This is a genomic window from Nonomuraea sp. NPDC050153, from assembly GCF_044460125.1.
GTDB lineage: Bacteria > Actinomycetota > Actinomycetes > Streptosporangiales > Streptosporangiaceae > Nonomuraea.
Window position 1 is genome coordinate 96,639 of the sequence record NZ_JBITJQ010000020.1, and the last position, 17,830, is coordinate 114,468.

General features: G+C 71.8%; 15 protein-coding genes and 1 pseudogene. 12 read left to right on the forward strand and 4 right to left on the reverse strand.

Going from position 1 to position 17,830, the window contains the following annotated elements; genetic code table 11:
- The first annotated feature begins 3 nt into the window (after window positions 1-3).
- Together ACIBQ1_RS37750 and ACIBQ1_RS37755 are read left to right on the forward strand one after the other, a co-directional pair.
- Window positions 4-885, forward strand: a complete 882-nt coding sequence (locus ACIBQ1_RS37750; protein WP_397284399.1) for an ABC transporter permease — start codon at window positions 4-6, stop codon at window positions 883-885.
- Window positions 882-2,990, forward strand: a complete 2,109-nt coding sequence (locus ACIBQ1_RS37755) for a dipeptide ABC transporter ATP-binding protein (protein ID WP_397284401.1) — start codon at window positions 882-884, stop codon at window positions 2,988-2,990. Before ACIBQ1_RS37750 ends, ACIBQ1_RS37755 begins: the two co-directional genes overlap by 4 nt.
- A gap of 142 nt (window positions 2,991-3,132) precedes the next feature.
- Here ACIBQ1_RS37755 and ACIBQ1_RS37760 read toward each other — a convergent pair whose 3' ends face one another.
- Window positions 3,133-4,011 (reverse strand): MBL fold metallo-hydrolase, encoded by an 879-nt coding sequence (locus tag ACIBQ1_RS37760; RefSeq protein ID WP_397284403.1) that lies wholly within the window; start codon window positions 4,009-4,011, stop codon window positions 3,133-3,135.
- A gap of 139 nt (window positions 4,012-4,150) precedes the next feature.
- Between ACIBQ1_RS37760 and ACIBQ1_RS37765 the strand changes: the two genes are divergently transcribed.
- Window positions 4,151-5,014, forward strand: a complete 864-nt coding sequence (locus ACIBQ1_RS37765) for a LysR family transcriptional regulator (protein WP_397284405.1) — start codon at window positions 4,151-4,153, stop codon at window positions 5,012-5,014.
- A gap of 16 nt (window positions 5,015-5,030) precedes the next feature.
- Here ACIBQ1_RS37765 and ACIBQ1_RS37770 read toward each other — a convergent pair whose 3' ends face one another.
- Window positions 5,031-5,681, reverse strand: a complete 651-nt coding sequence (locus ACIBQ1_RS37770) for a TetR/AcrR family transcriptional regulator (RefSeq protein ID WP_397284407.1) — start codon at window positions 5,679-5,681, stop codon at window positions 5,031-5,033.
- Between the two features lie 118 nt (window positions 5,682-5,799).
- On the opposite strand from ACIBQ1_RS37770, the gene ACIBQ1_RS37775 reads away from it, so the two are divergent.
- Entirely contained in the window at window positions 5,800-6,216 is a 417-nt protein-coding gene (locus ACIBQ1_RS37775; RefSeq protein ID WP_397284409.1) for a nitroreductase family deazaflavin-dependent oxidoreductase, read from the forward strand.
- A gap of 270 nt (window positions 6,217-6,486) precedes the next feature.
- On the opposite strand, the gene ACIBQ1_RS37780 is transcribed toward ACIBQ1_RS37775, so the two are convergent.
- Window positions 6,487-7,275 carry an aldo/keto reductase gene (locus ACIBQ1_RS37780; protein WP_397284411.1) on the reverse strand — a complete coding sequence of 263 codons (789 nt, stop codon included), beginning with the start codon at window positions 7,273-7,275 and terminating at the stop codon, window positions 6,487-6,489.
- Between ACIBQ1_RS37780 and ACIBQ1_RS37785 the strand changes: the two are divergent.
- The 8 genes and pseudogenes from ACIBQ1_RS37785 to ACIBQ1_RS37820 all read left to right on the forward strand — a co-directional run.
- Window positions 7,240-7,320: pseudogene (locus tag ACIBQ1_RS37785) on the forward strand (hypothetical protein); the annotation flags it as partial. The gene ACIBQ1_RS37780 and the pseudogene ACIBQ1_RS37785 sit on opposite strands and share 36 nt — an antisense overlap.
- Window positions 7,321-7,344: 24 nt before the next feature.
- Window positions 7,345-7,740, forward strand: a complete 396-nt coding sequence (locus tag ACIBQ1_RS37790; RefSeq protein WP_397284638.1) for a hypothetical protein — start codon at window positions 7,345-7,347, stop codon at window positions 7,738-7,740.
- 570 nt (window positions 7,741-8,310) lie between these two features.
- Complete coding sequence (locus ACIBQ1_RS37795) at window positions 8,311-9,846, forward strand: hypothetical protein (protein ID WP_397284413.1); 1,536 nt, start codon at window positions 8,311-8,313, stop codon at window positions 9,844-9,846.
- Between the two features lie 55 nt (window positions 9,847-9,901).
- A complete protein-coding gene (locus ACIBQ1_RS37800) occupies window positions 9,902-10,309 on the forward strand; it encodes a roadblock/LC7 domain-containing protein (RefSeq protein WP_397284415.1) in 408 nt (135 codons plus the stop codon).
- Window positions 10,306-10,656 (forward strand): DUF742 domain-containing protein, encoded by a 351-nt coding sequence (locus ACIBQ1_RS37805; protein WP_397284417.1) that lies wholly within the window; start codon window positions 10,306-10,308, stop codon window positions 10,654-10,656. Before ACIBQ1_RS37800 ends, ACIBQ1_RS37805 begins: the two co-directional genes overlap by 4 nt.
- On the forward strand, window positions 10,637-11,215 hold the full coding sequence (locus tag ACIBQ1_RS37810) for a GTP-binding protein (RefSeq protein WP_397284419.1): 579 nt from the start codon (window positions 10,637-10,639) through the stop codon (window positions 11,213-11,215). The genes ACIBQ1_RS37805 and ACIBQ1_RS37810 overlap by 20 nt, the downstream gene beginning before the upstream one ends.
- Complete coding sequence (locus ACIBQ1_RS37815) at window positions 11,212-12,537, forward strand: cytochrome P450 (RefSeq protein ID WP_397284421.1); 1,326 nt, start codon at window positions 11,212-11,214, stop codon at window positions 12,535-12,537. The genes ACIBQ1_RS37810 and ACIBQ1_RS37815 overlap by 4 nt, the downstream gene beginning before the upstream one ends.
- Before the next feature lie 341 nt (window positions 12,538-12,878).
- Window positions 12,879-16,094, forward strand: a complete 3,216-nt coding sequence (locus ACIBQ1_RS37820) for a S8 family serine peptidase (protein ID WP_397284423.1) — start codon at window positions 12,879-12,881, stop codon at window positions 16,092-16,094.
- Between the two features lie 593 nt (window positions 16,095-16,687).
- Here the strand turns inward: ACIBQ1_RS37820 and ACIBQ1_RS37825 are convergent.
- On the reverse strand, window positions 16,688-17,797 hold the full coding sequence (locus ACIBQ1_RS37825; RefSeq protein ID WP_397284425.1) for a hypothetical protein: 1,110 nt from the start codon (window positions 17,795-17,797) through the stop codon (window positions 16,688-16,690).
- Window positions 17,798-17,830 lie beyond the last annotated feature (33 nt).

Below are 17,830 nucleotides of genomic sequence, written 5' to 3' on the forward strand. Positions count from 1 at the left end.
ACCATGACCACCACGTCCACCGCACCCGCGGCACCCCGGCCGGCGGTGCCGCGCCGGGCCGGCGGCGGGGCGCTGCGGCAGTACCTCACCGCGCTGCGCACCCCGCGCGGAGCGTTCGGCGCGGGGCTGCTGCTGGCCCTCGTCGCGCTGTCCCTGCTGGCACCGGTCCTGTTCCCCGGCGGCTACGACCACCAGGGCAGCGACTCGCTGGCCGGTCCCTCGGCCGCGCACTGGATGGGCACCGACGAGCTGGGCCGCGACATCCTCGCCCGCACGGTCTACGGCCTTCGTACTGATCTGAGCCTGATCCTGACCGCGGTGCCGGTGAGCGCCGCCGTCGGGACGCTCATGGGCCTGTGCGGCGTGGTCTCGCGGTTGCTCGGCGCCGCGATGCAGCGCGCGCTCGACATCATCCTCGGCTTCCCGGGGCTGGTGCTCGGCATGAGCGTCGTCCTCGTGCTCGGCACGGGCTGGCTCTCGTTGTTCGTGGCCGTGCTGATCAGCGGCCTGCCCGGGTTCGGGCGGCTGTCGAGGGCCGGGCTCCAGGTCGAGCAGGAGCGCGAGTACGTGCTGGCCGCCAAGGTGCTCGGCGTGCGCAAGCGCACCGTTCTGGTGCGGCACGTGCTGCCGAACATCATGGACCCGATCGTCGTCGGCGCCGCCGTCTACATGGTGGTCGCGATCTTCATCGTGTCCGGCCTGAGCATCGTGGGTCTCGGCATCAAGCCGCCCGTCCCGTCGCTGGGCGCGATGCTCAATGTCGGTGCCCGCTACATCGAGGTGCACCCCGCGTACGTGCTCGGGCCCGGCCTGGTGCTGCTGCTCCTCGCGTTGGCGTTCACCCTGCTGTCCAACGCGCTCAACAAGGCGGTGCTGCGGAAATGACCACCCATCCCCATGGCGTCGCGCCGGCGGCCCCGGCGCCGCACGACGCCGGCGCGCTGCTCGAGGTCCGCGGGCTGCGCACCGAGTTCGCGACCGCTGCGGGCGTCGTCCACGCCGTCAACGACGTCAGCCTCACCCTGCGACCCGGCCAGATCCTCGGCGTGGTCGGCGAGTCCGGCTCGGGCAAGTCGGTGACCGCCCGCTCGATCCTGCGGATGGTGCCCGAGCCCGGCCGGATCGCCGCCGGCGAGATCCGCTTCGGCGGCCGCGACCTGCTCGGCCTGTCCGAGGAGGAGATGCGCCGCATCCGCGGCGCCGAGATCGCGATGGTGTTCCAGGACCCGCAGTCGGCGCTCAACCCCGTCCTGACCGTGGGCGCCCAGATCGTCGAGGCCCTCACCGTGCACGGCACGGGCAAGCGCGCGGCCCGCGCTCGGGCGCTCGAACTGCTCCGGCAGGTCGGGATCCCGGACGCCGCTCGCAGGATCGACGACTATCCGCACCAGTTCTCCGGAGGCATGCGGCAGCGCGCCGTGATCGCCATCGCGCTGGCGAGCTCGCCGTCGCTGCTGATCGCCGACGAGCCGACCACGGCTCTGGACGTCACCATCCAGGCGCAGATCCTGCGCCTGCTCACGCAGCTGCGCGACGAGCTGGGCATCGCCGTACTCATGATCACCCATGACATGGGCGTGGTCGCCGAGATGTGCGACGACGTCGTCGTCATGTACGGCGGCCGGGTCGTGGAGCGGGGACCGGTCGAGACGATCTTCGCGCGTCAGGAGCACCCGTACACCGCCGACCTGCTCAAGGCCATGCCGCGGATGGACGCCGCGGGCGGGAACCGGCTGCCGGCGATCCCCGGCGCCCCGCCGGACCCCGCCGCGCTGCCGCCCGGCTGCGCCTTCCACCCGCGCTGCCGGCTGGCCGAGGATCGCTGCCGCACCGAGGTCCCCGAGCTGCTGCCCCTGGCCACGGCGGGGCACGCCGCCGCGTGCTGGGTGACCCACCAGGGCGCGCCCATCCCCCCGCTCACGCTGGTCCCCGGCGACCCGGGCGCGCGGGCCGAACAGGCCCGGACCCCGCTGCTGACCGTGGAGAACCTCCGGGTCGACGTCGCCTCCGGCCGCAGAAGCCTGTTCGGGCGGTCGGAGCCGGTGTACGCCGTGGACGGGGTGAGCCTGACGGTCGCCGGCGGAGAGACGCTGGGCCTGGTCGGCGAGTCCGGATGCGGCAAGTCGACGCTGGCCAGGACGGTCGTCGGGATCAACCGGCCGGCCGGGGGCGTGGTCCGCGTCGGGTCCGCGGGCGTCGACGCGTTCTCCCCCGCCGGCGCCAAGGCGCTGCGTTCCACGGTGCAGTACGTGTTCCAGGACCCGTACGCGTCGCTCAACCCGCGCCGCACGATCAGGCAGTCGCTCGACGAGGCGCTCGACATGCGTGGCGTGCCGATCGCCGAGCGGGCCGCGGAGGCGAACGCGCTCATCCGCCGGGTCGGCCTGAACGAGTCGCACCTGGACCGCTATCCGCACGCCTTCTCCGGCGGGCAGCGGCAGCGCATCGGCATCGCCCGCGCGCTGGCCGTCGAGCCGCAGGTGCTGATCTGCGACGAGCCGGTGTCGGCGTTGGACGTGTCGATCCAGGCGCAGATCATCAACCTGCTGGAGTCGCTGCGCGACGAGCTCGGCCTCGGGTACCTGTTCATCGCGCACGATCTCTCGGTCGTGCGGCACCTGTCCGACCGGGTCGCCGTCATGTACCTCGGCAAGATCGTGGAGATCGGCCCCGTCGAGGCGGTCTACGCGGCCCCGCAGCATCCCTACACGGTCGCGCTCATGTCGTCCTCGCCGGTGCCCGACACCACGGTGCGCGGCCGCGAACGCATCGTGCTCTCCGGCGACCTGCCCAGCCCGAAGAGCCCGCCCTCGGGGTGCCGTTTCCGTACGCGCTGCCCCATCGGCCCGCTGGCCCGTCCGGAGCGCACGATCTGCGCCGAGCAGGAGCCGCAGCTCGCCGAGACCCCGGGTGGGCAGCTGGCCGCGTGCCACTTCGCCGGCGAGCTGGTGGCGACCGGCGGACAGGGACAGGAGGGCAGTCCGCTCTGACGCTCATCGGCGCCGAGCCGCGGTGCTGCGGCTCGGCGCCGCGCTCCTCCCGCCGCCGGCGGCCGTGCTCACCGCGGCCGCGGCCATCCTGACCTGGTGGTACGGACGCGCGGCCAGACCGGCTTCGTGAGTGCCGGGGTCATCATGCGGGGTGCTCGGAGCACAGGCAGCCGACGCCCTTCTCGATCCATTCCCGGCCGGCCCAGTCCGGGTGCCGTTCGATCATCAACGCCGAGATCTCCTCGACGATCGTCTCCTCGCTCATCGCCGAATCGCGGCGCGCCCACGTCTCGTCGCGCAGCAGCTGGAGGTAGTCGCGTACGTCGGCGAGCAGTCGCGCGTCACCGACGTCGCCGTGGCCGGGCACGACCGTCCGCGCGCCCTCCGCGGCGAGGCGCTGCATCACCGCGAGCCAGCGGGTGCCCGAGACGTCGGTGTCGTGCGGCGGGAACCACGGGAAGATGGCGAACTGGGCGGCTTCCACGAGGTCCCCCGCGAACAGCACGTCCGCGTCCGGCACCCGGACCACCTGGTCGCCCCTGCTGTGCGCCCGGCCGGCGGCGCGCAGCCGCACCACCCGCCCGCCCAGGTCCAGGTCGTACTCCCGGTCGTAGACGATGTCCGGCCGGGCGAGCTCGACGCCTTCGAGCTCGCGCGCGACCGCCTCGCCGAGGCCCTTGAACATCTCGAGGTAGCCGGGCCCCTTCGACTTCAGGTCCTCGGCCTGGTCGCGGTTGACCAGGAAGGTCGCCTCGCCGGCGAACACCTGCGCGCCGAAGGCGTGCTCGGGGTGGAAATGCGTCGTGGTCAGGTACAGCTTGCGTCCTCGGGCGTACTCGGTGGCGAAGTTCAGCACGGTCTCGGCGTTGCGGGGCCCCAACCCCGTCTCGACGACGAGAACGGAGTGCCGCCCGCCGACGACGCCGATGTTCGGGACGAGTTGCACGCGCCGGTCGGGGATGACCACCAGGTCGTGGGCGAGCTCTCGAACACCCGTGATCTGCACAAGGGGTTCGGTCATGGTGGCTCCTTCGAGCTGGGCCCGGCCGGCGTCGTGCCGTGCGTTGCGGATCATGGTGGGTCCAGTTCATCGCGGGGCGGTCCGGGGCGTCCAAGCCCGATTCCGCAACCCCGATACCGCCCCGGTATCATCGCTGGTGATGGACTTACGCGAGCTGCGCTACTTCGTGGCGGTCGCCGAGGAGCTCCACTTCGGCCGGGCCGCCGCCCGGCTGCACATGACCCAGCCGCCGCTGAGCAGGGCCATGAAGCAGCTCGAAACGGATCTCGGCTACTCCTTGCTGCACCGCTCACCCAGCGGGGTGGCCCTCACCCCCGCCGGGGCCACGCTCTACGACGAGGCGCGCACGCTGCTCGCACAGGCCGATCAGGCTCGCGCCAGGGTGGCCGCCGCGGCCGGCGCGGCCACCATCACCGTCGGCACCCTCGCCGAAAGGGCCGAGCAGGCCGGCGCCCGGCTGGCCACCGTCTTTCGCCAGCGCCATCCCGAGGTGCACATCCGCATCCGTGAGGCCGACCTGACCGATCCGACGACGGGGCTGCGCTCCGGGCTGGTCGACGTAGCCCTCACCCGGGCACCGTTCGACGACACGGGCATCGCCGTGCAGGTCCTGCGTACCGACCCGGTCGGTGTCGTCCTCCGCGCCGACGACCCCCTGGCCGGCCGCGCCGGCCTGCACTCGAGCGAGCTCGCCGATCGCCCGTGGTTCCAGCTGCCGGAGGGCACCGACCCGATCTGGCGGGCGTACTGGAGCGGGCCGGGCGATCACCAGCGCGAGCGCACCGTCGTGCGAACCGTCCACGAGTGCCTGCAGGCGGTCCTCTGGAACGGCTCCGTCGGCGTGGCCCCGCTCGCCCACCCCCTCCCCGACGGCCTCACGTCGGTCCCCCTGATCGACATGCCGCCCAGCCCTCTCGTCGTCGCCTGGCCCGCCGCCAACCGCAGCCCGCTCGTCCGCTCGTTCGTCCAGATCGCCGCGGCCGCCTACGCCCCGGCCCGTTGACGCGCGAGCCGGGGCTCTACCCGCGGCGAGCTTCGAGCGCGTCCAGAATCAGGTCCAGGCCGTACGCGAACTCGCTCAGGTGGTCGTAGCCCGGCCGCAGGGCGTGGTCGACGATCATCTCCGTGAGGTACGGCAACTCGTCCGCCGGCAGGCGTTCGAGGATGCCGCCGGCCACCTCCTCGACATCGTCCCGCGTCGCCATCGGCAGGTTCGCCTCCTGGAGGACGAACCCGCCGACGTAGCTGTCGATGAGCGAGACCGCGTGCGCCGCCATCGGCAGCGTGAACCCCGCCTCCCGGAGGACGCCGAGGACGGCGTCGTGGTGGCGTAGCGTCGCCGGCCCCGGGTTGCGGCGGGAGTCCATGAGGCCGAGAGCCCAGCTGTGCCGCGACAGGACCGCACGCGCGGAGGAGGCGCGGGCACGGATCGCGTCGCGCCACTCGTCGCACCCGGCACCGGGGAGCTCGATCGCCGCGAACACCGTGTCGATCACGCCGTCGAGGATCGCGTCCTTGTTCGGCACGTGGTGGTAGAGCGACATCGCCTCCACGCCCAGCTCCTGGGCCACCCGTCGCATGGTGATCGCCTCCGCGCCGCCGCGATCCGCGACCCGGATCGCGGCTTCCAGGACGAGACCTCGGCTCAGCGGTTGCGGTGGTGGCGACACGACGGCTCCGGAGTGTAGGCGGGTTGACAGTCTTACAAGCGTAAGACAGCCTTACGACTGTAAGTCCGCGACGCTCGATCCAAGACGCGCCCCGCCGGGGCGGGAGAGGGAGATTCCCATGCCGATGCCGAAATGGTGGGGGCACGTGAACAAGAGGGTGTTCAACCCGCGCGCGATCTCGGGCGGGAAATGGCCGGTGCTGGTTCACGTCGGTCGCGTTTCCGGCGCGACGTACCGCACCCCGCTCGACGCGTACCCCGTCGACGGCGGCTACCTGTTCGTTCTGGTGTACGGATCGCGCTCGGACTGGGTGCGGAACGTCCTGGCGGCCGACGGCGCGCGGCTTCGGGTCGACGGGCAGGAGGTGGAACTCGCCGCCCCACGCCTCGTCGGGGAGGACGAGGCGTTCCAGGCCCTCCCCGACGAGGTGGCGCGCCCGCCGAGGCTGCTCCGCATCACCGAGTTCCTCCGCATGGATCTCGCCGCGGTGAGGAGCACCGACAGGGACTCCCAGCCGGGCCTTCCACGCTCATAGCCTGGAGATATGGCTGACGACAGGGAGATTCGCGCCCGGATCCGCGATTTCCTGGTGACTCCTCGCGCCCGCGTGGCTCCCGGCGACGTCGGCATCCCCGGGCACGACCCGCGGCGCAGGGTGAAGGGGCTGCGCCGGGAGGAGGCCGCCCTGCCGGCGGGCATCAGCGCTGCCCCTGACCGACGTCGCCGCCGCCTACGCCGCCATGGACGAACGCCGCGCGATCGAAGTGCTGCTCCGCCCGTAACCGGGACCTCCGCCACCGAGGAATCAGCCGAGCGGGACCTCGGCCGAGCGGGAGGGGACGGCGTCGAGCGTGTCGAGCATGGCGCGGTCGAAGGCGATGGCACCGGCGGCGACGTTCTCCTCGAGGTGCTCGATGCTGGAGGTGCCGGGGATGAGCAGGGTGTTGGGGGCGTGGTGCAGCAGCCAGGCGAGGCCGATCTGCGCGGGCGTGCGGCCGAGGGAGGCCGCCGCGTCGAGGACGGCCGCCTCGTCGGCCACCTTCGGCATCCGGGGAAAGGAGCCGCCGAGGGGGAAGAACGGCACCCAGGCGATGTCCTCGGCCCGGCACAGCTGGAGCAGGGCTTCGTCGTCGCGGGCGACGAGGCTGTAGGCGTTCTGCACGCAGGCGATGCCGGCGGGGAGCGCCCGGCGCAGCCCGTCGAGGGTGACGCTGCTCAGCCCGATCGCGCCGATCTTGCCCTCGTCGCGCATCGCCGTCAGCACGGCGAGCTGGTCGTCGATGTCGACCACCTGCTCGCCTTCGGCCCGTATCCCGGGGCCGGAGTCCGGGCGGCGCAGGTTCACGACCGGGATCCGCTCCAGACCGAGGCTGATGAGGTTGTCCTCGACATCGGCGCGGAGTTCTTCGGGCCGATGCGCGAGCCGCAGCGGGATCGGGCCGCCGGGGTCGGGGGTGGCACCGACCTTGGTGACGACCATGACGTCGTCATGCTGCCGGATCGCCTCGCGCAGGAGCTCGTTGGCGAAGCCGTCGCCGTAGAACTGGGCGGTGTCGATGTGGTCGACGCCGAGGTCGATCGCCCGGCGCAGCACCGCATCGCCCGCGAGGCGGGCGTCGGGATCGGCACCCTCTATCGCCATTTCCCCACCCGCGAAGCGCTCGTGGAGGCGGTCTACGCCGCCGAGCTCGACGCCATCACCACGAGCGCCCCGGCCTTGCTCGAACAGTTCCCACCCGAGATCGCACTGCGCGCCTGGATGGACCGCTACGCGGCGTTCATCGCGATGAAACGCGGCATGGCCGACGCGCTGCGCGCCGGCCACGCCTCCGGCCGCATACCGACCTCCACCACCAGGGAACGCATCACCGCCGCGATCATGACGATCCTCGCCAGGGGAGCCGACACGGGCTCACTGCGCGCGGACGTCGATCCCCACGACGTCGCCACGATGCTCGTCGGGATCTTCCTCGCCACCGCGGCCTACGACACCCACGAGCAGACCGGCCGGCTCCTCGACCTGCTCATCGACGCCCTGCGGCCCAAGCCGGGCCGGTAGCGGCATGCCCGCCAGGTCCGGCGCGAGCAGCGGGCTCGCGGGCGCGCGATCTCCGGCCACCGCCGCCGGACGGGCCCAGCGAAGCACCGCGGCCACGTCCTCGACCGCCGCGGGGCAGGGATGCTCGGGCGCGCCGGTAGTCCACGGCTGGCACCTCGACGTCGCAGGCGTCGGCGATGCGCCGGCCTCCCGGGCAGAGCCTCAGCAGCCACACGCCCACCAATCCAGACAAAGCGGACAATTCATGACAGCTGAGCGCGCCGACGACCTTACGCACGGTTGACTATCGTGACTAAACGGGAATACTGGTTTTCCCGTTTGGCCGTCGCTCCACTCAGACCGAGGATGCCCATGTCGCTTGGCCTCGCCATGCCTCAGGCAGAGCCGCACCAGGCACGCAACCGTGCCGACGTCGCGGAAGGGCGCGCGCCACGCCGACGCGGTCCACGCCGGCCGCTGCGCGAGACCGACCCGCGTCGCTAGCGGGCTCTTCGGCGGTCGACACTCCCCCGCCGGCTCTCCTCGACCCCAGGACTTGCCATGCCGCCAGACTCCTTCAGCGTCCCGATAGTGATCGTTGCCGTAGTTCTCGCCCTCGCCCTCGTGGGCGTCCTGATCCTCCACACGCGCGTACGCCGCAATCTCGCCCAGGCCCAGGGGCAGCTCGCCCAGGCCCGTCAGGCGCAGGAGCACGTCACGCGCGAGACCAGCGCCAGGAACCAGCGCCTGGTGCAGGCGGAGCGCCAGGCCCAGGAGAGCACGGAGCTGCTGCGCGAAGCCCGTGCCCAGCACGACCACGTACGCGCCGAGACCGAGCACCTGATCTCGAAGCGGATTCCCGCCCTGCTGTCCCACCTGCGCGCCCCGCACGTGATCGTGCCCGGCGTGCAGAACCCGGCGCTGGCCGGCACGGACGTCGACAGGCAGCACCGCGCCCTCCTCGACGCGCTCACCCGCGGCGTCCGCGAGGAGGGCGAGCGCATCGACGAGGCGGCCCAGTCCGTCATCAGGGGCGCGATGTCCCGCGTGCAGACCCAGGCGCTGCGTGCCCAGGACCTGCTCGCCGGCGTGCAACAGCGCTACAGCGGCGACGAGCACACGGCGCTCCTGCGCGAGGTGTTGGGACTCGACATGTTCAACGAACTCATCATCCGTCGCGTGCAGGTCACCGGCATCGCCTGCGGCGCCACGACCGGCCTGTCGCGTGACGACACCTATCTGGTGGACCTGGTGGTGGGCGCCATCTCCCGGGTCGAGAACTTCGAGCTGCGCATCGAGGGCCCGGCCAACCACCTGCGCCGCCGGATCGGGGTCGCCGCCCGCGCCGCGGAGTCGATCCTGTTCATCACCGCCGAACTGCTGGTCAACGCGGTGCACCACTCCCACGGCACGCTCAAGGTGACCATCGCCGTGCACGAGACCAACAGCGGCGCCGCCATCGTCATCGACGACGCCGGTGTCGGCCTCAACGAGGACCAGTACGCCCGCGCCACGCGCCTGCTGGGCGGCGCCCAGCAGGTCCGCCTGGTCGACCTCGGCAACCCGCCCCACACCGGCTGGGCCGCGATCGGCCGCCAGGTCGCGCAATACGGCATGCAGGTCACGGTCAAGAAGAGCGCTTTCGGCGGCGTGCAGGCCGTCCTGAACATCCCCACCGCCCTGCTGGTGGAGATGCCGGAGGACAGCCGGCCGTCGGTACTGGCGCCCGAGCCGGTCCGCGCCGCCGTCCCGTCGGCGGGCACGACCCTCCGGCCGGAGCCCGTGGCCGCCGCGCCGACCGCCGCCGCGCAGACCACCGCGCAGACCACCGCGCCCGTCCAGCCCGTGGCAGCGGCTCCCCGTCCGGAGCCCGTACGGGCCGAGCCCGCGACGGCGCCCCAGCAGCGGTCGGGGGAGGATCTGGCGCCGCTGCCGCAACGCCGCCGCCAGGCGCCGCCGACGCCGCGCGCCAGGCCCGCCGGAGGCGGCTCTCAGGGCCCTGACAGCAGGTTGCTCACCACCCCGGAGGAGGCCCAGAAGCGGTGGGGAGACTTCCAGGTCGGAGCCGAAGCGGGCCGCCGCGAAGCGCTCCCGACCGAGCAGCACGACATCACCGAAGGGAATTGACCGTTCCATGGACACTCACAGCGCTTCAGGCCGTGTTCAAAACAAGGGTCGCCCGTTGTCCCTCGACGTGTCCTGGGTCCTGTCGCCCCTCCTGGCCCTGCCCGGGGTCGCCCGTGGCGTGGTGCTGAGCCGTGACGGGCTCATCCTCGGCGGCTCCGCCGATGTGACGACCGAGAGCGGTGAGCGTGCCGCCGCCATGACGAGCTCCGTACTGGGGGCCGCCCGCGCCCTGTGCGACGGCCTCAGCAACGGTGCCGACGGCGAGGTGGTGGACATCGTCATCTCCGCGGGCAGCGGCTACTACTACGTCGCGCCGGCCGGCGACCGCGCCGCCATCGTCGTCGCCGCCACCGCGGCGGTCAACATCGGCGCGCTGGCCTACGAGGTGCAGCTGCAGGTGCAGAAGCTGATCAAGGCTCTCGACGAGGCCAGCGCGGCCAGGGTGCCGGGCGTCCGGACATGACCTCCGGACGGCAACGGCGGCGGGTCGTCCCGGACTACATGGCCGCCGCGAGGTTGACCGTGCCCGAGCACATCAGCGTCGAGCGCACGACCCTGGTCTACATCACGCCCGACGCCGCCACCGACGGGCTGGACCCGCCGGGGTCACATCTGCTGGCCCTGCTGCAGGACGGGCCGTTATCGGTGTACGAGTGCGCCGCGCACCTGGGCCTGCCGTACTGCGTGGTGCGGTTGCTGGTCGCCGGGCTGGTCGGCGGCGGAACGCTGCTGACCCGCGATCCGCCGGCCGCCGACCTGCCCGACATCGAGATCTTGGAGTTGGTGCTCAGTGGCCTCCGCGCTCTCTGACAGCCGTATCAGTACCGAGCACATCCCGGTCAAGCTGGTCATCGCAGGGCCCTTCGGCGTGGGCAAGACGACCATCGTGGGTGCGCTCTCGGAGATCAAGCCCCTCAACACCGAAGAGGTGCTCACCCAGGCGGGCACGCTGGTCGACGACCTCACCGGCGTGAACGAGAAGACGACCACGACCACCGCGATCGACTTCGGCCGCCTCACCCTGCCAGGGGTCGTGCTCTACCTGTTCGGGGCACCGGGACAGACCCGGTTCCAGGTCCTGTGGAACGAGCTGGTGCGCGGCGCGCTCGGGGTTCTGGTACTGGCCGACACCCGCCGCATCGACGAGAGTTTCGCCGTCCTCGACCTGGTGGAGAACGCCGGCATCCGCTACGCGGTGGCCGTCAACCACTTCCCCGACTCCCCGGACTACCCGCTGGAGTCCGTGCGCGAAGCGCTCGACCTGGACCCGCGCACGCCGCTGGTGGTGTGCGACGCCCGCGACCCCGCCTCCGCCCGCGCCTCGCTGATCGCGCTGGTGGAGCACATCCGAGAGCTGGTGCTGTCATGACCATGCGCTACCTGCCCGACGCCGGGCGCCTGTACGGGCCCGAGTACGCCAGGGACCCGCAGGCGATCTACGCGGAGCTGCGCCGGCGGCACGGCGCGGTCGCGCCAGTGGAGATCGCCCCCGGCATCGAGGCCCACCTGGTGATCGGCTACCAGGCCGCCGTGGACGTGCTCACCAACGCCGGCGGCGTCTGGCGCAAGAACCCCAGCGCCTGGCAGACGCGGCTCCCCGAAACCCCGGAGGCCGCAGGGGCGATCGCCATGCTCGGCCACCGGCCGAACGCGCTGTTCTCCGACGGGGCCGACCACGCCCGCTACCGGAAGGTGATCTCCGACTGCTTCCAGCTGGTCCAGCCGCACAAGCTGCGCCAGCTGGTGATCGAGGTGTCGGACTCGCTCATCAGCCGGTTCGCCGCGAAGGGCGAGGCCGACCTGGTGGCCGAGTTCTCCCAGCTCATCCCGGCGCGCGTCTTCAACCTGCTCTTCGGGCGGCCCGACTCCGACAGCGCCGGCCTGATCAGGGCCCTGGCGGACCTGATGGAGGCCGACGGCGAGACGGCCGCGCGGGGCAGCGACGCGTTCAGCCGCTACATCGGCGAGCTGATCCAGGCCAAGTACGCCCAGCGGGGCGACGACCTGACCTCCTGGTTCATCGACCATCCGGCCGCGCTGAACCCCGACGAGCTGGCGCAGAACATCGTGCTGGTGATGGCCGCCAGCTACGAGCCCACGGCCAACCTGATCTCCAACACGATCTCCCGGATGGTCAGCGACGACCGCTACTACAGCTCGCTGACCAACGGCGCGCTCAGCACGTACGACGCCCTGATGGAGGCCCTGCGCGCCGAGCCCGCCATGTCGAACTACGGCCCCTACTTCGTGCGCCAGCCCGTGCACTTCCACGGCACCTGGATCCAGCCGGCCGAGCTGGTCCTCGTCTCCTACGCCGCGGCCAACACCGAGCCCACCAACGTTCCCGAGGAGCTGCGCTCCGACGGCGGCGCGTACCTGGGCTTCGGCGCCGGGCCGCACCGCTGCCCGGCCAGCGACCCGGCCGTGCTCATCGCCATGACCGCGATCGAACGCCTGACCTCTCACCTGTGCGACCTCGAACTCACCGTGCCACGGGAGGAACTGCCCTGGCGGCCCGGCCCGTTCCACCGCGCGCTGGCACACCTGCCGGTGCGTTACACCCCCATTCGCCCTGATCGGCCAGGAGAATCCCCGTGGGCAACGCAGCCCCCGTCGCCCTCGACCCCGTCGGCGCCGACCTCCCCGGCGAGGTCCGCCGGCTACGTGACCTCGGCCCCCTGGTCCTCGTAGAGCTCGCTGGAGGCATCCCGGCCTGGGCCGTCACCCGGCACGCTCTGCTCAAGCAGCTGATCCTCGATCCGCAGGTGAGCAAGGACAAACGGCAACTGACACGCCCCCTGCCCTGGAGGCGTACCGGTCGTAGATCTCACCGAACCGTTCAGGTGTCCGGCGCGACAGCTCCACCAGAGCCTCATCGCTGATCGTCCCCCGTGGAAATTGGCAGTCACATCCCCTACTCAACCGATGAGGCGTTCCGCTTTCACGGCCCGTGAAAGTCACCGCCGCTACCGGTGGAGTACAGGTGATCCGTCATTCGAGGCGGATCACAGGGACACCGGCTGGAAGAGGATATGAGAAGCAGATTTTCGCTACTGGCGGGGGCCATGGTGCTGGCGCTCACCGCGCCGGGGGCGGCGATGGCCGAGGACGGGCCCGCGCCGGCCGCCGCTCCTGTCACGGTCACGCTGATCACCGGCGACCGGGTGACGCTGAGCGGCCCGGGTGGTGGCGTCCTGGTCGAGCGGGGTGCGGGCCGTACCGGGGTCTCCTTCGCCATCGATGAGCGGGATGGGCGGCTGCGGGTCTTACCCAGCGACGCCGCCGCGTTGGTGCGCCGGGGACGGCTCGATCCGCGACTGTTCGACGTGGCGACGCTCGTGGCGTTCGGCTACGACGACCGCCGCGAGGACTTGCCGCTCATCGTGACCGGCTCCGGCCCGGCGCTCGCGGGTGGGCTACGCTCGGCGATGGCTGAGAACGGCGCCCGCGTTACGCGGGAGCTGGGCGCGGTGTCCGGCCTGGCCGTACGGGCCGCGACGCAGGACCGGGCCCGGTTCTGGCAAGGCGTCGTCGGCGGCGGGCGGGCTCTGTCCGGCGGAGCGACGAAGATCTGGCTGGACGGCCTGCGCAAGCCGACGCTGGACACCAGTGTCAAGCAGATCGGCGCACCCGTCGCATGGGAGCGGGGATACACCGGCGCCGGGGTGAAGGTGGCGGTGCTCGACACCGGTGTGGACGCCACGCACCCCGACCTGGCCGGTCGGGTGAGCGCGCAGGCCGACTTCACCGGATCCTCCGACGCCGTCGACCGCAACGGGCATGGCACCCACATCGCCTCCACCATCGCCGGCAGCGGCGCCGCCTCTGGAGGGACGTACAAGGGGGTCGCACCCGGGGTCAGCATCCTGGCCGGGAAGGTCTGCGTGAGCTTCTGCGAGGAGTCGGCGATCCTGGCGGGCATGCAGTGGGCGGGCGAGCAGGGCGCGAAGATGGTCAACCTGAGCCTGGGCGGCACCGACACCCCCGAGATCGATCCGCTGGAGTCAGCGGTGGCGACGCTCACCCAGCGCTACGGCATGCTCTTCGTGGTCGCCGCGGGCAACAGCGGCAACGAGCGCTCGGTGGAGTCGCCGGCCAGCGCCGATGCGGCCCTGGCTGTGGGGGCCGTCACCAAGTCCGACGAGCTGGCCGAATTCTCAAGCAAGGGGCCGCGCGCCGCCGACTCGGCGCTCAAACCTGAGATCACCGCGCCTGGCGTGGACATCCTCGCCGCCCGCGCCAAGGACGCGCCGTTCGGCGAGGGCTCCTACGTCGCGATGTCCGGCACCTCGATGTCCACCCCGCACGTCGTCGGGGCCGCCGCGATCCTGGCCGGGCAGCATCCGGACTGGAGCGCGGGCACGCTTAAGGCGGCGCTGATGGGATCGGCATCGCCCAACCCGGCAGCGGGCGTCTTCGACCAGGGCACCGGCCGGGTCGACGTGGGGCGGGCCACAGCCCAGGCGGTCACCGCCGAGCCCGGCGGCGTCGGCTTCGGCGTGCAGCAGTGGCCGCACGACGACGACGAGCCCCTCACGCGCCAGGTCACTTACCGCAACCACGGTGCCGCACCGGTGACGCTGGAGCTGTCCGTGGAGAACCAGGGCGACGCGAAGCCGTTCACCGTGAATCCCACGACCGTGACGGTGCCCGCGGGCGGGCAAGCCGACGTCTCGGTCACCGCCGAAACCGCGGCGGCCCCGGTGGGCCACCTCGGCGGCTACCTCGTCGCCACCGACGGTGACGTTCGGGTCAGCACGCCGCTGGCGTTGGAGAACGAGAAGGAGACCTACGCGCTGACGCTCAAGCACACCGGCCGCGACGGCACCCCGGCCGCCGACTTCCTCACCACGCTGCACCGGACCGACCTCTCCGGCATCGTCAAAGAAATCACCGTGCAAGACCCCGGCGACGGCACCGTCACGCTCCGCCTGCCCAAGGGCGGCTGGATGATCAGGAGCACCCTGTTCGACGGCGACCACGCCACCCAGCTGATCCACCCCGGCCTCGACCTTGCCGAGAACCAGACCCTCGACCTGGACGCCCGCCTGGGCAAGCCGATCTCGGTCACCGTGCCCGACCCGTCGGCCGGGCCGGTCGGCGCCCAGGTCACTTTCAGCGACGGGAAGGCCTCCTATCCCCTCGCGTCGGACAGGTTCGAGAACCTGGCGACCGCGCAGCTCGGCCCCGACCGGGCCTACGACGGGTCGCTGACCCAGATCACCGGGACGTGGGCGCTGCGCGGCGGCTCCCGCATCTACCGGCTCGCGTGGTTTCACAAGGGCGGCATGGTCACCGGGTTCCGCCGCGAGGTAGCCCGCCGTGATCTGGCGGCCGTCCACACCACCTATGCCGCCCACCTGACCGGCGGCAGGGGCCGCGCCGCCGTCGCCGCCCAGCCGCCCGGCGGCCCGATCTCCGACCTTCTGACCGGGACGACGTTCACCACGCCGTCCACACGCACCGAGTACGTCAACGTCGACGGCGGAGCGAAGTGGCGCCGCTACTTCTGGGAGGACACCGAGAGCGGTGAGACCGCCTTCGAGTCACGCCTCACCGGCTACACACCCGGTCGCGCCTACCGGGAATCGTGGAACCTGGGCGTCTTCTCTCCCGTCCTGGCGAGGGGCGAGGACCCCGGCGTGCTCACCCGCTCCGGGGACTCCATCCGGGCGAATGTGCCCATGTACGGCGACGGCGCCGGTCACGCCGGCTGGTCGGTTACCACCCGGGCGCGCGTCGCGCTCTACCGCGACGGCGTCTTGGTCGCCGAACACTCCGAACTGGGAGGAAAGGGGTTCCGCGTCCCACCGGGCGCAGCGAACTACCGGCTGGTCGTGGAGACCGAGCGGGGCGCACCCGCCACCCTGACGACCCGCAACTCGGCCGCCTGGACATTCCGCTCCGAGCACACCGAGGACGACAATCCGCTGCCGGTCTCCGTCGTCCGCTTCTCCCCCGCGCTGGATACCCGTAACACCGCACCCAGCGGCGAAACCTACCGGGTACCGGTCCGCGTGGAACGACAGCAGGGCTCGACCGCCGGCGAGGTGCGCGACCTCACCGTGGAGGTCTCTTTCGACGACGGCGCCACCTGGAGCCCGGCCCAAATCCGCGAGGGCCAGGTCACGGTGAACCACCCGGCTGCGGAGGGGTTCGTCTCGCTGCGCGCCAAGGCCGCCGACACCGCGGGCAACACCGTCGAGCAGACCGTCATCCGGGCCTACCGCATCGCACCCCGGAACTGACCGCGGGCCGTGGAATTGCCACCCCGGATGCGTTCCCGCTGGGGATGGTGGCCTTGATGCCGCGCCGCCGCTGGAGAGGTCGGGCATCGTCGCCGACTGCGGCATCGGCCTCCGCCCCCTGCACGAGGCCCTGAACACTGCCCCGGCGACCGCTCTATCTGTGACGTACCAGGTTGATGTCGCTGTTTCTGCCGCGCTCTTGTCGTGGCGGTTCGGCAGTTGGTTGATGCGCTGATGGGCGTTTATGAAGGCCGTTGCCCGGCCCCCGAGGACTCGGGGGCCGGGCAACGGCCTTTGGGCCCACCGCTCGGGTCGGCCCGACCGGATCCCACCTGCGGCTCGGCGGCTTTTTTGAGGGGCCGGGGGGCTCTCTTCGTGCTGGGTTTCCTCTGGAAGGGGGGAGGGTTTCGGGGACTTTCCGGGCCGGTCTACCCCTATGCGCGCGGGAGGCAGGGGGCGGGTCATCGGTCGGTCATGGTCATCAGCTCGCCCATCGCGCGGAGGGCGGGGCCGCTGGGGGCGTCTGTTGAGAAGATGTCTGTCATCCTCTCGGCTGATGATCCAGAGGGCACGCCAAGAACACACCCATGGGATCAGGCGATGGTGAGCGGCCCGTCGGCCAGGTACGCCGCCAGCGGACCGGTCATCTGAGACCGTGCCGGCGGATGCAGGGCCAGCCCGTTGACGTAGGTGGCGAGGTGGCCGACCTCGTCGGAGGCCGTGGAGTCGAGGTCGCCGAGCAGTTCGACCGCGCGCGGGACTATCCGGGAGAGGGCGTCCTGCACGCAATACCGGACGTAGAGCGAGTGGGCGAGCGTCGACTCGTCCGGGCCGCCGTCGTCGATCCGGCGGGCGACGCCCTCCGCGGCCGACATCGCGCCCTCGGCCTCCACCAGCAGCCCGACCCGCTCGGACTCGGGCACCCGGTGGTCGAGCAGCACCCGCTCGACCAGTGCGCCGGCGGCCCCGAGGTGGCTGCCGGTCATCAGCAGCTGGAACCAGGCGAAGCCCGCGGTCAGCAGTACGTCCAGCCGCCCGTCGGAGTCCGAGGTCCGCACCAGCAGCTCCGGCGGCACCAGTACGTTGTCGAGGGTGACCTGATCGCTCTCCGCCCCCGCCTCGCTGACGCTCACACCCTCGCTTTCGGCGGATACCAGCGCCACCGCCAGTTCCTCGCCCTGGCCGTCCGAGCGGGAGACCATGACACTGGCGATGAGCACATCCATCGACCGGGCCAGCCTGTATGGGCGCGTCACCCCGTTGATCAGCATCCCGTCGGGCCCCTCCGTGGCGGTCATCGAGGGGGAAAGGATTCCGGCGTCGGGGCGCTCCTCGGCGAAGCCGGACGTCATGAGCTGGTTGCCGGAGGCCACCCCCTCGACAAGCATCGATCCCAGGTCACCCTCGGCAGGGGCCAGACCGATCAAGGTGGCCATCGAGAAGTGGTGCATGGTGGTGGCCACGGCCAGCGACGGTGTCCTGCTACCCAATGCGCGCTGCACCCGCAGCGCGTCCAGGGCGGTGGCTCCCCGCCCCTGCTGGGAGCTCGGCGCGAGCAGCCCGGGGCCGCCGCTGTCGCGGAAGATCTGGATGCCGGGGCTACTCGGCCCCTCCAGCTCTATGAGAGGTAACGCCCGCAGACTCTCATCCAGCCCCGGCAGCAGCTTCGCCACTGTGGCACGTTCCCGCTCCAGAAATCGCATGTCCCCCCGCTTCTCCCGGGACCACCCGGTCGG